This is a genomic window from Citrobacter sp. XY323 (assembly GCF_025106035.1).
In the GTDB taxonomy this organism is placed as follows: Bacteria; Pseudomonadota; Gammaproteobacteria; order Enterobacterales; family Enterobacteriaceae; genus Citrobacter; species Citrobacter braakii.
Map to the genome: position 1 here is coordinate 60077 of NZ_JANYUK010000018.1, position 13904 is coordinate 73980.

Here is a 13904-nt window from a genome sequence, read left to right on the forward strand (position 1 = left end):
TCATTATTCGGGGCAGCTTTGCTGCCCTTTCGGGAGGTTATATGTTACTGGCAGGAGCCATTTTTATCCTGACCATCGTGTTGGTTATCTGGCAGCCAAAGGGATTAGGCATTGGCTGGAGCGCCATGCTGGGTGCCGTACTGGCTCTGGCATCGGGTGTGATTCATATCGCCGATATTCCGGTGGTGTGGAATATCGTCTGGAACGCCACGGCCACCTTTATTGCCGTCATTATCATCAGTCTGTTGCTGGATGAGTCCGGCTTTTTTGAATGGGCTGCACTGCACGTTTCCCGCTGGGGCAATGGTCGTGGACGTCTGCTATTTACCTATATTGTTCTGCTTGGCGCGGCGGTGGCGGCATTGTTTGCCAACGATGGTGCGGCGTTAATTCTGACGCCGATCGTTATCGCCATGCTACTGGCGCTGGGATTCAGTAAAAGCACCACGCTGGCATTCGTCATGGCCGCAGGGTTTATTGCCGACACCGCCAGTCTGCCGCTCATCGTGTCAAACCTGGTCAATATCGTTTCGGCTGATTTCTTCAAACTGGGATTCACGGAGTATGCGTCAGTTATGGTGCCGGTGGATATTGCCGCCATTGTCGCCACGCTGGTGATGCTGCATCTTTTTTTCCGCAAAGATATTCCGCCCACTTATGAGCTGGCGCGACTGAAAGAACCCGCAAAAGTCATCAAAGATCCTGCGACGTTCAGAACCGGCTGGGTTGTACTCCTCCTTCTGCTGGTCGGTTTTTTTGTCCTTGAGCCGATGGGGATCCCTGTGAGTGCGATTGCGGCTGTGGGGGCGGCAATCCTGTTTGCGGTGGCCAAAAAAGGTAATGGTATTAACACCGGTAAAGTGCTGCGCGGCGCGCCCTGGCAGATCGTGATCTTCTCACTGGGGATGTATCTGGTGGTCTACGGGTTGCGTAACGCCGGTCTGACGGATTATCTCTCTGACGTGCTGAACGTACTGGCAGATAAAGGACTGTGGGCCGCCACGCTGGGGACGGGATTCCTGACCGCATTCCTCTCTTCTATTATGAACAATATGCCGACCGTATTGATTGGCGCATTGTCAATCGATGGCAGCACCGCGACCGGTGTTATCAAAGAGGCGATGATTTATGCCAACGTCATTGGCTGCGATCTGGGGCCGAAAATCACCCCTATTGGTAGTCTGGCAACGCTGCTCTGGCTGCATGTACTTTCACAGAAGAACATGACCATCACATGGGGATACTATTTCCGCACCGGGATCGTCATGACTCTGCCTGTGCTGTTTGTAACGCTGGCCGCGCTGGCGCTACGTCTCTCTGTCACTTTGTAATGAGATTCTGATATGAGCAACATCACTATTTATCACAACCCAGCCTGCGGCACGTCGCGTAATACGCTGGAAATGATCCGCAACAGCGGTACCGAGCCGACCGTTATTCTTTACCTTGAGAACCCACCGTCGAGAAATGAGCTGGTTAAACTCATTGCCGATATGGGTATTTCAGTACGGGCGCTGCTGCGTAAAAACGTTGAGCCTTACGAGCAACTGGGTCTTGCAGAAGATAAATTTACTGACGATCAGCTCATCGACTTTATGTTGCAACACCCAATTCTGATTAACCGTCCGATCGTGGTAACACCGCTGGGAACCAGACTGTGCCGTCCTTCTGAAGTTGTTCTGGATATCCTGCAGGATGCGCAGAAAGGGGCTTTCACCAAGGAAGACGGTGAGAAGATCGTTGATGAAGCAGGAAAACGGCTGAAATAAATAATAAGGGGGCGAATGCCCCCTTATTCGTACCTCAGAGCATCATGCCTGAATCCGATGGTAACGTGCTGTTCCCTTCGCCCAGATGTCGTTGCAGCAACACTGTGTCAAGCCAACGACCATGCTTGAAGCCAATATTTTTCAGCGTACCAATCTCAGTAAATCCGACCTGCTGATGGACTTTCAGCGAACCTTGATTATTGCTATCGCCGACAATAGCAATCACCTGCCGATAGCCATGAGTTTCTGCCCAGGCAATGACGTGGCGCAGCAATGCTTTTCCTGTCCCCTGACGCTGCGCGTCCGGGTGAATATAAATCGAATCTTCGAGAGTGTGGCGGTAGGCGTAGCGTTCACGGTAACGAGTGAGATAACAATACCCGATGACCTTTTCTTCCTCTAACGCGACAACCCACGGTAGCGCCTCACTGCGGATCTTTTTCAGGCGAGCAAGCATCTCGTGAGTATCCGGTGGTTCAGTTTCAAAGCAGGCGGTACCGTGAAGAACATGATGGGCGTAGATATCGCGTATAGCGGGGATGTGCTTTTCTTCTGCGTTAACGATTTTCATTGTTCTATTCCCATTGGCATATTTTTCAAGGTTACTTGAAAAGTCAGAGGAAAGGTAAATACAAAAGCTTATGACCCAACAAGCAGGCTAATCTTCAATCCCATCTTTTGTTTTTATTCATGCAGGGAGGCAAATATGTGCTTCCAATACCCTTATTCTTCATGTTACTTTTCCGTTATATCAAAATTGACATAACGGAAAAGAGAAACACATGTCATCAAAATCAAAACGGAACGGAAAAGGTTTTTTATCAGGCACATTAATAGGTGCTTTAGGCGGCTTGATTGGCCTTGGTGGTGCGGAGTTCCGTCTTCCTGTCCTGATAGGGAGTTTCAAAATGCCCACGCTGGAAGCGGTTATTTTTAACAAGGCAATGAGTCTTATTGTTGTCGCTGTTGCTTTGATATTCCGAACAAAATCCATTGCCGTCGATCAGATGTTTGCTCATCTTGATATTGTCATCAATTTGCTGGCCGGGAGCCTTATCGGTGCATGGTGGGCAGCAGGAAGAGCCATAAAAATGTCCCGTATTTGGCTGGACAGAACCATTCTGCTCCTGCTTGTCATCCTGTCATTCGTCATGCTTTCAGAAGCATGGATGCCTTTGCATGATAGCTCTGCTGGATTATTCCCGCCTGGAATCTCAACCATTATTGCGGGTGTTATTGCGGGTTTCTTCATTGGGAATGTGGCTGCTCTTCTGGGTGTTGCAGGAGGAGAACTCCTGATACCAACTATCGTTATCCTTTTTGGGGCTGACATTAAACTGGCTGGTAGTTTGTCACTCATGATCAGTTTGCCGACGATGATTGTGGGGTTTTCTCGCTACACCAATGCAGATGCTTTCCAGATACTGAGAAAAGAGAAAAAACTTTTTATGTGGATGGTCGCCGGTTCCGTTATTGGGGCTGCTATTGGGGGACTCATGCTTGGTATGTTCCCGGTAAGAGTGCTTATGACGCTGTTAGGCGCGGTACTTCTTATTTCTGCGATCAAAACCTTTAAGCATACCCGGCAAAGATAATGGCCGTTTACGCTTTGGACTATTCCGCATTACAGAGAAAATGATTTCAAAAAGGTATCAGAATGAAAAACACCCCCCTTAAATCAAACTTAATCTTAGTCAGACCAAGGATCTATATTAACGACAACATCTCGCTAGGGCCGGGGAAGGTTGACCTTTTAAGGGCGATTGATGGCTTTCACTCTCTTTCTGCGGCAGCAAAAGATTTGGGGATACCTTATAAAAGGGCATGGCTCTTAATTGACACTTTGAATAAGGGGATTGGCCAGCCAGTGGTAATCACTTCTACTGGTGGTAACAAAGGCGGTGGGACAGTTCTGACGCCATTGGGGCGTAGCCTGCTGACCTGGTATGACCAGGCCGAGGCGCACCTCAATGAGCAATCTCAGCAACAGTTAATCGAACTTGAAAAGATTCTTTTCGGAAAATGACAGAGGTCTTTGTTATCAATCGGGAAAATAGAACGATAGCAAAGCATAAAGGGGCATTTGCCCCTTTATTGTTACTTCGCCATACCTTCCAGCAAGTCAATACCAACCGGCTCTTCGCTCTGTAGCGCTGTCAACGCTATACGTTTTGCGTATTTACTTGTTACATCGGCGATAAGCGGTAGTTCACGACGTGCTCGGATCATCAGGAATGGGGATGTAGGTTTCGCAGCAGCAATGCTGTTATTTATCACCCATGCCCACGGTTCAATATCAGCTCGGCGCAGATCTTTTTGCAGGTTTGCAGCTTCCAGCACCGGAGTCGTTTCCGCCAGAGTCACGATAATAACTTTCGTTTTTTCTGGGTCCTGGAGTTGCATCATTGGGGTCATGACCTGATCCTGTGTTTGCCTCATTTGGCGAACCATTTCACGGTGGTAAGCCCCAGTCGCATCAAGTAGCAGGAGCGTATGTCCGGTCGGTGCCGTATCCATAATTACGAAGTGATCATCTGCTTCTTTGATGATGCGGGAGAATGCCTGGAAGACCGCAATCTCTTCTGTGCATGGAGAACGAAGATCTTCTTCCAGAACAGCCAGACCTTCTGCATCCAGCCCTTTTCCTTGGTTATCGATAACAAACTGGCGATAGCGCTCCGTTTCCACCTTTGGATCAATACGGCTAACTTGCAGGTTAGGTAATGAGCCATCCAACGTATAGGATAGATGTGCTGCCGGGTCTGACGTAGTCAAATGTACCTTATGGCCACGTTTCGCCAGAGATACAGCAATGGACGCTGCAACGGTAGTTTTGCCTACACCACCTTTACCCATTGTCATTACCAGGCCTTTCCCGGTATCGCTGAGTTCATCAACCAGTGAAGATAACTTTGGTAAGTTAACTGATATTTGAGTCTCTTCAGGAGCAGGAACACCCTGTTCGCCTTCAACAAACAACTCACGCAAAGCATTCAGACCAACAAGATTAAATGGCTTCAGGTATAAGCTTGAACGTGGCAGGCTTGCCAGATTCTCAGGCATATCGGAAAGAGCTTTTTCCTCACGAGCCAAGATGCTGCGTGCTAATGCATCGTTACCACCTCCAATTGGCGGCAAAATACCGTTAACGGCCAGGTGCTGATGATGCAGACCGATCTGGTAAAGCTCATCATGTGTATGTGACACTTCTTTCAGCGTTGATGATTGAGCTCGGGCAACCAGTACCAAACGAGTCAGAGATTCATCAGCAAGTGCTTTTACCGCGTCTGCGTACTGATGCTGCTGCTTTTCAAGCCCAACCAATGGACCCAGATTAGCCGCAGCATCCGGATTGGCTTCCAGATATCCGCTCCAGGCGCCCGGAAGTTCCAGCATACGGATCGTATGGCCGGTCGGAGCTGTATCGAAAACGACATGATCATATTTCTGTCGTAGTTCTGTGCTGGTCAGCAAACCTGTGAATTCATCAAAGGCCGCAATCTCGGTAGTACAGGAACCAGAGAGCTGTTCTTCAATACTACTGACAACATCTGCCGGCATCATGTCGCGTACGGGATTTAATACTCGCTCACGGTATTCTTGCGCAGCTGCTATGGGATCAACTTCCATCGCTGACAGATTCGGAACAGTGGTGATATCGACAACCTTGTGACCGATATCCTGTGAAAATACCTGTCCAACATTAGACGCAGGGTCGGTGCTGACAAGCAGGGTTTTTTTCCCCTGATCAGCCAGCCACACGGCGGTAGCACAGGCTAGAGATGTTTTCCCTACCCCCCCTTTACCTGTGAAGAAAATGAAGGGAGGAATGTTGTTAATAAATGGAATATTCATAATAAATCTCGTGATGATTAATGTTTGTTCGCCGGTTACTGTCTATTTCTGATTTATGCTTGTTATGGTATGCGTGGGATAGAGCAGCATCTTGGCTGCTCACTTCCTTCTTCCCAGTCTCTTGTCTGAGAAATGTTGGCCCATCGAACAATGTCATCCCGTTCTGGTAACCGACCAGCCAATACCATTACACCGTCCAGCAGAGTAACCGGAAGTGACTGCATACCAGCGGTATTCAGGAATTCTTTAACCACTGGGTTGGTCAGGAAGTTCTGCGGATTTTTGACGAGGTTATAGCGCGAGATATCGACACCGTTTTGCTTTGCCCATTCGAAGTTAGCATTCCACTTTATAGCTTCTTTATGCACAACTACGCTGCTCGTTGCACAGCAACCACCACCTTCAAAAATCTCTAATTTGGACATGTTGTTTACCTCAGTTCCATGTTTTGTGTTCTGTCATTGAAGTAAACGAGTGAAGAAGCAAAAGGATGCAAAAATAAATGAATTTTTTATCGATACGAGTTAATCAGGAGATAACGTACTGAAAAAATGGAGATAAAAAGGACCCCCTTACGGTGGCCCTTAGCTGTTCTTCGTGTTATCGGATCAAGAACAACAACGAGATGATTTTCGGTAGTCGAACCAGTGTGTAGTGCCATTAGCAATTTTGACCATGGCCAGCATTAGCGGTACTTCGACCAGGACCCCAACCGTAACGGCCAGTACAACTGGTGACGAAGGCCCAAATAAAGCAATAGCTACGGCAACTGCAAATTCAAAGAAGTTCGATGCCCCAATCAGACCTGCTGGAGATGCCACGTCATGTGGTAATTTCAGCGCCCTTGCTCCTAAATATGCCAGGAAGAAATTCAGGAACGACTGTAAAATCATCGGGATTGCTAATAGCGCAATATGCAGAGGGTTAGATAACAGTGTTTTGCCCTGGAAGATGAAGATGATCACCAGCATGATGAGCAATCCAATAAAAATGAATTTATTGAATTTCGGCACGAAGCTATTTTCAAAATAGTCTTTGCCTTTCGCTTTCGAGACAATCATTCGGGTTGCTACACCGGCAATTAACGGTACGACAACAAACAGAGATACCGACAGAATGAGTGTATCCCACGGCACTTCAATGCCACCTGTTCCCAGAAGGAAAGCGACGGTTGGGACAAAGGCTACAAGAAGGATAAGATCATTACTGGCAACCTGAACCAGCGTATAAGCCGGGTTTCCTTTTGTTAGTTCGCTCCAGACAAACACCATTGCTGTACATGGTGCTGCCCCAAGCAATGCCGCACCGGCAAGGTATTCACTAGCAAGATCGGCCGGAATAATCGCGGAGAAGACGGTATGCAAGAATAGAGCGACGATACCATACATAGTAAAAGGCTTGATGAGCCAGTTAACCACCCAGGTAAGGATTAACCCTTTTGGACTTTTACCAACATCTTTCACACTGGCAAAGTCCACCTTTAGCATCATTGGGTATACCATAACCCAGATGAGCACAGCGATAGGGATAGATATTTCAGCGATCTGCATTTTGCCCAGAACTTCCGGAACCTCCGGAAGATATTGTGATATCAGTATTCCCATGACCATGCTGATAAGAACCCAGACGCTCAGGTATTTTTCAATAAAACCAATACCCGCTTTTTTGCTTTCACTCATTTATTCCTCCTGCAGAGCCGTCATTCTGGTTCTGTCAGATGATTGAATTGTTTCAAATTTTACAGTCAGCCACCAGTGGAATGGTGTCTAGTGGCTATGTAGTAAACGAGTTGGGCGGGGAAAGGATGCAGAATTATTTCATTTTTTTATGGCAACAAACTACGGACGTATCATCTGACTCAATTTTACACAGGCGTATTAATGTATTTCTGAGATTACTTCTGGCTCGGAACAATCTCGATTTTAGGGCTTGCAGTGAAATATTCAGTTCATCTGCAAGCTCCTGTTGCGGTCTGTGATGAAGATCAGATTCCTCAATCAGCCACCGTTCTTCGTCAGGTAACGCCTGCAATGTTTCTGGCAAACAAGTATCCAGCGTTGAGACGGCATCAGGGAATATGTCTAACTGTTGGATGTCTTCTTCCAGCTCTACGACCACTCTGGCGACGCGGTACTCATCAATCAGTAGATTCCTTGCCACCCGATACAGCCAGGCTCGCGGATTCACCATCTCACAAAAACTGTCTGAATGGGCTCGGGCACGCAGGAAAAGCTCTTGCAGAAGATCTGCCGCTTTTTCTCTATCACCAGTCTTCGATATCAGAAAACGAGAAAGTTCACCTTCATGCTGCCGCCAGAACGCGCTCATGCAGTTGTTGAATGCTGTTATGTCACTCATATCAACCTTCAAATTTTGTTCTGATTCACCCGTCGGGAAAGTTCTTCAGCTGACTCTTTTCGTTCACTGTAGCGATCAACCAGATAGGCAGCATTTGCCCGGGTCAGCAATGTAAACTTCATCAATTCTTCCATTACATCCACGATGCGGTCGTAATATGATGATGGTTTCATACGACCTTCGTCATCAAATTCCTGCCAGGCTTTTGCCACCGAGGACTGATTCGGAATAGTGATCATTCTCATCCAACGACCAAGAACACGCATCTGGTTGACAGTGTTGAATGACTGGGAACCTCCACACACCTGCATAACAGCCAGAGTTTTTCCCTGAGAAGGGCGAACGGCCCCTTCAGCTAATGGTATCCAGTCAATTTGTGCCTTCATAATACCAGTCATCGCTCCGTGTCGTTCCGGAGAGCACCACACCATTCCTTCGGACCAGCGAACAAGTTCACGCAGCTCCATAACTTTTGGATGTGACTCCGGCGCATCATCAGGGAGAGGAAGGCCAGATGGATTGAAAATGCGGACTTCTGCGCCCATTGCTGTTAACAAACGACCAGCTTCCTCTGTCGCCAGCCGACTGTAGGAGCGCTCACGAACAGAACCATAAAGCATGAGTATACGAGGAGGGTGAGATACAGCAGGTATCCCCATTTTTTCCTCAGTGATTGTTGTATCAAATAAATCAGGAACTATATTATTTAACTTGTTCATTTTTTTCACATTTTCCCTGCAGATTCGGGACTCTAGTAGGATCGGATTCAGAAGAGGCGATGCAACACACGTCAATCATGACGGTTACGAGTTTTCCGGTTACTTATCCATTTCTGCCAGCGGATTCTGCTGCATCTGTTTTACTGTTTACACAGCACTCTTCACGTAAGAATTCGATGATCGCTTCCAGTATTTCATATTGAGAGACGCACATAAGTGTTCGACTCTCCCGATTTTGTTTGACGAGCCCTACTGATACCAGGGCTGAGATATGGTGGCTTAGTGTTGATGCCGGAATGCCAAGCTGCTTTTGCAAATCCCCCACAGGCAAACCTTGTTCCCCTGCTTTGACAAGATGCTTAAATATGAACAAGCGAGTCGGGTGACCCAACTCTTTCAGTGCTTTGGCTACTTCTTCCAGTTGCATGTGACACCCCTCTGTCTAATTGATATTTCGATAATACCAGAAATTTCTTGACCAAAACGATATTTCGATTATTCTAGAAACATAATTTTTGTTAAGGGGGTTTATATGAATAACTGGATTTCTATGTTGCAAGATGCTGCAGAGATGTTTCTGTTTTTGGCTGTTGAGCTATCTTTGCTGTTTATTGTCATCAGTGCCGGTGTGAGCCTGATAAGACAAAAGGTTCCGGACCATAAAATTCAGCAGATGATGGGGGCAAAAAAAGGAAAAGGCTATCTGCTGGCCTCGTTGTTGGGGGCTGTTACCCCTTTCTGTAGTTGCTCAACAATTCCAATGTTACGCGGGTTGTTGTCGGCGAAAGCAGGGTTTGGTCCGACACTCACTTTTTTGTTTGTTTCACCGTTACTTAATCCCATTATCGTTGGGCTGATGTGGGTTACCTTTGGCTGGAAAGTAACTTTGTTGTACGCGATCATCGCTGCCGGCGTCTCAGTCATTGCCAGTATCGTATTGGATTCTCTGGGATTTGAACGTCATATTGTTGATCATAAAAACTCAGCATCAAGTGGTTGCACCACCAAATGCAATGATTCCGAAGCTTCGGCAAAAACTTCAGCGAGTTCCAGTTGTTGCAGCACTAGTTCGACACAATCGCCAGCAAAAACAAGTTGCTGTACTCCATCAGTGAAACCCATAATTAACTTAAAGACGGTAAAGAACGAGCAGAACGTATCAGTATGTTGCTCATCAATACCATCTGAACAACCAGCTGTTAGCTGTTGCAGCGGCGAGAATGTAGGCAATGTAAATTTCACAACGAATACCACCTCTGGCCCAATAAAGTTAGCAATGAAAGATGCCTTACAGCAGTTTAAAGATGTTCTGCCTTATCTTTTGTTAGGTATATTAATAGGTTCATTTATTTATGGCTTTATCCCTTCAGAGTGGATTGCAGCTCATGCCGGTGCAGATAATCCCTTAGCCATACCGCTGAGTGCAGTTGTAGGTATTCCGTTATATATCCGCGCAGAGGCGGTTATACCACTTGCATCGGTACTGATGGCTAAAGGAATGGGTCTGGGAGCGTTAATGGCCTTAATTATCGGTAGTGCTGGAGCAAGTCTGACAGAAGTGATATTGCTTAAATCAATGTTCAGAATGCCCATGATAGTGGCATTTCTGACAGTAATCCTGGGTATGGCCATACTTATGGGGTATCTGACCCAATTGCTTTTTTAATAATAATAGTAAGGGTCTTCTGGTTTCATGTTGAACAAAGAAGACCCTTTAGCTTCTGTAATCCATTTAATCAGTCTGAATGAAATAGATTATAAATTCTGCTCTGCATACCTGCTTAACCAAAGTCTCATGATTCTGATTGTCGGTACAGTGCCTGAATGTGGCATATCTGGGAGGTGCTGTACCCTGTTGCATCTGCCGTTTCTTTCTTGACCTGCCGGTAGTAAAGTACCTTTTGATGCCGTTCCTGAGCGACCTGTTTTCCCTGATATTTACCCAGCGTATGTGCGAGTTCAACTCCCTGCTTTTGGCGCTGGCGGCGGCTCAGCCAGTCTTTATGCGACATCGCGGCCATCAGATCGATAAGCATGTTATTGATGGCTGTTATCACGGCGCGGGTGATTGGGCCAGCCTGTGAAGGGGCTTTATCTGACAGCGCCAGCTATGAGGTGGGGACATCCAAGCTGACAATCCACAGCTCGTGTTGTTCTATCTGCTTTTTCAGCGTCATCCAGTCGCTATTACTCAGACGGGTCAGGCGGTCAATTTGCTCGACCAGCAAAATATCATTGCGGTGACTGTCCATCAGTAAACGACCCAGCTCCGGTCGGTCAAGTTTTGTACCGCTGATATTCTCCCGGTAGTAACTGTCTATTTTATGCCCCCGCTCCTAAACAAACTGCTCCAGCATCTCTTTTGCCCGATCGGTGAACTGATCTTCCGTCTATGCCCTTAAATAAGTTCTGATGAACATTTTTTCACCGCATTTAGGTTATTGCATTTAATCTATCGCATATAGGCTATGTCGTTCATTGTGTGCCGTCGCGTTTAGATTATGGTGTCAGGGTATACCCTACCGCGATAACGCAACCGTACAATATTGTACTTTTCCCAAACGCAGCCCAGGAAGACAAATTATGAATTGTTTGTGCAGCGCGAGAAATACCAGGTTTATGACTTTTATCATACTGATACTTGTCATTTTTTGTGCCCAGGCAGATATTGCCGGGAGGGTCGTTCGTGTGCTGGATGGAGATACCATTGAAGTCCTGCACGACAGCGGAACACGCAGTCGGGTCAGGCTGGCTGGTATCGATGCCCCCGAAAAAAAACAACCATTTGGCCAGCGTTCACGCCAGTCTCTGAGTGAGCTGGTGTCACAAAAACATGTCAGTATCACAGGCGAGGAATATGATCGATATGGTAGACTTCTGGGAACTGTCTGGTCAGGGCAAACTGATATCAATGCTGTCCAGTTGCAAAAGGGCATGGCATGGGCCTACAGATTCAAAGGACAGGTTAGTAATTCAGAATATGGAAAAATAGAAAATGAGGCTAAAAAAAGTCGTGCCGGACTGTGGTTTTCCCCGTCACAAACAGAACCCTGGTTATGGCGTAGGGATCATCAGAAAGATGATAAATAATTAAGAAAAAATCCGACAGCAAATAAGTGAGTTAAAAATGACCGTGAAGCTGACACAAGCCCGACTGGATAATTTAATTGATACACTCAATGCCCTTATTTGTGATGATGACTTGTTAAACCGTGAACAAAAAGAAAACATGGTAAGAACGGTTGCCACTCTGGGAGGTCTTGAAGAACGAATTCGGCAGATGGCGGAGGCCAGAGAAGCGAAAAAAATAGCTAAGGCCGAAAAAGCAGAAAAGAAACCCCGCGAACCTGATTTGGTATTCCCACGTACAGGAAAGATCTGGACGACTGACGATTTAGATCTGATCCATTCGATTATTGATGAACTTCCGGATTCTGAAATCGATAATCACATACTCTGGCTGTCTGACAGGCAGGGGCGTACCCCTTATGCTATTGCTCTCAAAATTGTCTCGGAGGGCCGTCTTGATGAAGAGTGGGCTAAAAACTGGAAACCAGTTGCTAAGGAATTGCGTGAAAAATACAGTATTCAGCATTTAGAAACTAAAAGTGAAAACAGTTAGCTGTGCATCAGGTATATGCTAATTTTTAACTAAAAAATGATTTGTTATATTTTCACAGGTTTTGTTAGTGATTAATTATATTTAATATATAAGCGATTCTAAATATAATTTTTAGAAAACACCTTTTAATAATGTGACCTTATTAAAAGACGCAAGGTATTCATGAAAGTTATAATTTTCTTACTGCTGAAGATATTGAGTTCAGGGAGTGAAGAAAATGAATGAATTTCATACATTAAACATCTGCCTGCATAATAAGGACAGGAATGGTGCCATGAGAATATTACGGGACAAATCAGAGTTTGCCGTCCGTAAAATTCTTGAAAAACTCAAAGTCAGGGCAACATCGCAGACTGGCCGGGCTTTCTGGCTCTGGGTACAAAACTGGATAAACAGTACCTGTAAATATGAAAATATAAAAAGTGAACCTGCCTATGTCGAATCACAGGATAAATCCAGCGCCCATGTTTCCGGTTGCACTGAATCCCGCAGCTCTGGATGTAGTGAAGCTGGTCGCTCTGATAGCTATGTTTGTGGATCACGCCAACACTCTGTTTATGACAAAACCCGATCCTCTCCTGTATGCGGTCGGGCGGATGGCCTTCCCGCTGTTCACACTCATATGGGCGATGAACGTACAACGCACACCAGAACGTCTTCAGAAAAGAGCAAACAGGTTATGGCTGTGGGCGTTTATCACTCAGCCAGTATTCAGTCTGGCTTTCCGCCATCACGAGCCGTGGTATGCGCTGAACATTCTGTTCGTTTTCGCGAGCGTGACACAGCTTCTTGCCCTGAAGTACAGGTATGGGAAAAAAGGTGTAATCAGTGGTGTACTTCTTCTGGCTTTAATGGTGTGGCCATTACAACCGGCAAGTTACGGCCTGGCGGGAATTATGCTGGCAGCAGGGCTGGTATTAGTATATTCCGGGCCGACTTACCGGATATACAGGATCGGTATTATCGTATCACTGCTGTCACTTTGCAGCCTGAATGGTATTTCACATATACTGAACCAACCCGCAGACATCCTTCTGTTTGCCACACTCCCGACACTATTCTTACCCATGATAATAGTATCACTGGCTGTCAGTCTTTGTTCCGGCAAATGCTCGCGACTTATGCCTCCTCGTTTTTTTTACTTTGCCTATGCAGGCCATCTTTTGGTCGCTATTATCATAAGCTAGTGACGAATATAATGTTAAATTAGCTCCTAGATACTTATCACTGAAACACTGGCATTACTTCTTAAGAAAAGAACATCCTTTAGTTTGGAGGGGTTAATGAAAAGCAAAACTAAGAAGGACGAAGTTAAGTTATTTTTATATGTATTAATGGGAATGATTTTATCATGGGCACTTTATGTTGGTTATACCATATCCCTGAACCAAAATTGTTTGCAACAGGAAGGATTAAGCTCGAAAGTATTGAGAGTTAGCGAATCATACCTATTGGATTTTACCAACATTGTAACGTTTGGTGTACTGAAAGATGATAGAAATGTATTTGATTATCAAGTAAGACTTTTAAATAAAGAGTTTGGGGTTTTAAAAGATAATGATAAATGTACAAACAATTAAA

General features: G+C 45.9%; 16 protein-coding genes and 1 pseudogene. 9 read left to right on the plus strand and 8 right to left on the minus strand.

Annotated features, from left to right (window positions below; genetic code table 11):
• Positions 1 to 41: 41 nt before the first annotated feature.
• Positions 42 to 1331, plus strand: a complete 1290-nt coding sequence (gene arsB, locus N0B36_RS21920; protein ID WP_259688951.1) for an arsenite efflux transporter membrane subunit ArsB — start codon at positions 42 to 44, stop codon at positions 1329 to 1331.
• A gap of 12 nt (positions 1332 to 1343) precedes the next feature.
• The gene (gene arsC / locus N0B36_RS21925) at positions 1344 to 1769 is read left to right on the plus strand and encodes a glutaredoxin-dependent arsenate reductase (RefSeq protein WP_200005080.1); all 426 of its coding nucleotides are present in this window, start codon (positions 1344 to 1346) and stop codon (positions 1767 to 1769) included.
• Positions 1770 to 1803: 34 nt separating this feature from the next.
• On the opposite strand, the gene N0B36_RS21930 is transcribed toward arsC, so the two are convergent.
• Positions 1804 to 2340, minus strand: a complete 537-nt coding sequence (locus N0B36_RS21930; protein ID WP_259688952.1) for a GNAT family N-acetyltransferase — start codon at positions 2338 to 2340, stop codon at positions 1804 to 1806.
• A gap of 211 nt (positions 2341 to 2551) precedes the next feature.
• Between N0B36_RS21930 and N0B36_RS21935 the strand changes: the two genes are divergently transcribed.
• Positions 2552 to 3364 carry a sulfite exporter TauE/SafE family protein gene (locus N0B36_RS21935; RefSeq protein ID WP_259688953.1) on the plus strand — a complete coding sequence of 271 codons (813 nt, stop codon included), beginning with the start codon at positions 2552 to 2554 and terminating at the stop codon, positions 3362 to 3364.
• A 62-nt stretch (positions 3365 to 3426) separates the two neighbouring features.
• Complete coding sequence (locus N0B36_RS21940) at positions 3427 to 3795, plus strand: winged helix-turn-helix domain-containing protein (protein ID WP_000799343.1); 369 nt, start codon at positions 3427 to 3429, stop codon at positions 3793 to 3795.
• A gap of 71 nt (positions 3796 to 3866) precedes the next feature.
• Here the strand turns inward: N0B36_RS21940 and arsA are convergent, their stop codons facing one another.
• The 6 genes from arsA to N0B36_RS21970 all read right to left on the minus strand — a co-directional run bounded on the left by arsA (position 3867) and on the right by N0B36_RS21970 (position 9128).
• The gene (gene arsA / locus N0B36_RS21945; RefSeq protein WP_311044827.1) at positions 3867 to 5624 is read right to left on the minus strand and encodes an arsenical pump-driving ATPase; all 1758 of its coding nucleotides are present in this window, start codon (positions 5622 to 5624) and stop codon (positions 3867 to 3869) included.
• Positions 5625 to 5686: 62 nt separating this feature from the next.
• The gene (locus tag N0B36_RS21950; protein ID WP_259688954.1) at positions 5687 to 6049 is read right to left on the minus strand and encodes an arsenic metallochaperone ArsD family protein; all 363 of its coding nucleotides are present in this window, start codon (positions 6047 to 6049) and stop codon (positions 5687 to 5689) included.
• Between the two features lie 183 nt (positions 6050 to 6232).
• On the minus strand, positions 6233 to 7303 hold the full coding sequence (arsB, locus tag N0B36_RS21955; protein WP_259688955.1) for an ACR3 family arsenite efflux transporter: 1071 nt from the start codon (positions 7301 to 7303) through the stop codon (positions 6233 to 6235).
• Positions 7304 to 7436: 133 nt separating this feature from the next.
• On the minus strand, positions 7437 to 7982 hold the full coding sequence (locus tag N0B36_RS21960; RefSeq protein WP_259688956.1) for a sigma-70 family RNA polymerase sigma factor: 546 nt from the start codon (positions 7980 to 7982) through the stop codon (positions 7437 to 7439).
• A gap of 8 nt (positions 7983 to 7990) precedes the next feature.
• Entirely contained in the window at positions 7991 to 8701 is a 711-nt protein-coding gene (arsH, locus tag N0B36_RS21965; protein WP_181604094.1) for an arsenical resistance protein ArsH, read from the minus strand.
• Between the two features lie 103 nt (positions 8702 to 8804).
• A complete protein-coding gene (locus tag N0B36_RS21970) occupies positions 8805 to 9128 on the minus strand; it encodes a helix-turn-helix transcriptional regulator (protein WP_181604093.1) in 324 nt (107 codons plus the stop codon).
• 105 nt (positions 9129 to 9233) lie between these two features.
• On the opposite strand from N0B36_RS21970, the gene N0B36_RS21975 reads away from it, so the two are divergent.
• Positions 9234 to 10367 (plus strand): permease, encoded by a 1134-nt coding sequence (locus N0B36_RS21975; RefSeq protein ID WP_181604092.1) that lies wholly within the window; start codon positions 9234 to 9236, stop codon positions 10365 to 10367.
• 127 nt (positions 10368 to 10494) lie between these two features.
• Here N0B36_RS21975 and N0B36_RS21980 read toward each other — a convergent pair.
• Positions 10495 to 11121 (minus strand): annotated as a pseudogene (locus N0B36_RS21980) (recombinase family protein).
• A 199-nt stretch (positions 11122 to 11320) separates the two neighbouring features.
• Between N0B36_RS21980 and N0B36_RS21985 the strand changes: the two are divergent.
• The 4 genes from N0B36_RS21985 to N0B36_RS22000 all read left to right on the plus strand — a co-directional run bounded on the left by N0B36_RS21985 (position 11321) and on the right by N0B36_RS22000 (position 13903).
• The gene (locus N0B36_RS21985; RefSeq protein ID WP_259688957.1) at positions 11321 to 11791 is read left to right on the plus strand and encodes a thermonuclease family protein; all 471 of its coding nucleotides are present in this window, start codon (positions 11321 to 11323) and stop codon (positions 11789 to 11791) included.
• 37 nt (positions 11792 to 11828) lie between these two features.
• Entirely contained in the window at positions 11829 to 12323 is a 495-nt protein-coding gene (locus N0B36_RS21990) for a hypothetical protein (RefSeq protein ID WP_259688958.1), read from the plus strand.
• Between the two features lie 464 nt (positions 12324 to 12787).
• Positions 12788 to 13510, plus strand: coding sequence for a TraX family protein (locus N0B36_RS21995; RefSeq protein WP_259688959.1), 723 nt, complete (start codon positions 12788 to 12790; stop codon positions 13508 to 13510).
• 96 nt (positions 13511 to 13606) lie between these two features.
• A complete protein-coding gene (locus N0B36_RS22000; protein WP_259688960.1) occupies positions 13607 to 13903 on the plus strand; it encodes a hypothetical protein in 297 nt (98 codons plus the stop codon).
• Position 13904: the final 1 nt, after the last annotated feature.

Excerpts from the sequence above, each read along its gene's own strand:
- N0B36_RS21960 (WP_259688956.1), bottom strand. The coding sequence starts at position 7,982 with ATGAGTGACATAACAGCATTCAACAACTGCATGAGCGCGTTCTGGCGG.
- N0B36_RS21970 (WP_181604093.1), bottom strand. The coding sequence starts at position 9,128 with ATGCAACTGGAAGAAGTAGCCAAAGCACTGAAAGAGTTGGGTCACCCG.
- N0B36_RS21940 (WP_000799343.1), top strand. The coding sequence starts at position 3,427 with ATGAAAAACACCCCCCTTAAATCAAACTTAATCTTAGTCAGACCAAGG.
- N0B36_RS21990 (WP_259688958.1), top strand. The coding sequence starts at position 11,829 with ATGACCGTGAAGCTGACACAAGCCCGACTGGATAATTTAATTGATACA.
- N0B36_RS21975 (WP_181604092.1), top strand. The coding sequence starts at position 9,234 with ATGAATAACTGGATTTCTATGTTGCAAGATGCTGCAGAGATGTTTCTG.
- arsA (WP_311044827.1), bottom strand. The coding sequence starts at position 5,624 with ATGAATATTCCATTTATTAACAACATTCCTCCCTTCATTTTCTTCACA.
- N0B36_RS21995 (WP_259688959.1), top strand. The coding sequence starts at position 12,788 with ATGTTTCCGGTTGCACTGAATCCCGCAGCTCTGGATGTAGTGAAGCTG.
- N0B36_RS21985 (WP_259688957.1), top strand. The coding sequence starts at position 11,321 with ATGACTTTTATCATACTGATACTTGTCATTTTTTGTGCCCAGGCAGAT.
- N0B36_RS21935 (WP_259688953.1), top strand. The coding sequence starts at position 2,552 with ATGTCATCAAAATCAAAACGGAACGGAAAAGGTTTTTTATCAGGCACA.
- arsB (WP_259688951.1), top strand. The coding sequence starts at position 42 with ATGTTACTGGCAGGAGCCATTTTTATCCTGACCATCGTGTTGGTTATC.
- arsC (WP_200005080.1), top strand. The coding sequence starts at position 1,344 with ATGAGCAACATCACTATTTATCACAACCCAGCCTGCGGCACGTCGCGT.
- arsB (WP_259688955.1), bottom strand. The coding sequence starts at position 7,303 with ATGAGTGAAAGCAAAAAAGCGGGTATTGGTTTTATTGAAAAATACCTG.
- N0B36_RS22000 (WP_259688960.1), top strand. The coding sequence starts at position 13,607 with ATGAAAAGCAAAACTAAGAAGGACGAAGTTAAGTTATTTTTATATGTA.
- N0B36_RS21950 (WP_259688954.1), bottom strand. The coding sequence starts at position 6,049 with ATGTCCAAATTAGAGATTTTTGAAGGTGGTGGTTGCTGTGCAACGAGC.
- N0B36_RS21930 (WP_259688952.1), bottom strand. The coding sequence starts at position 2,340 with ATGAAAATCGTTAACGCAGAAGAAAAGCACATCCCCGCTATACGCGAT.
- arsH (WP_181604094.1), bottom strand. The coding sequence starts at position 8,701 with ATGAACAAGTTAAATAATATAGTTCCTGATTTATTTGATACAACAATC.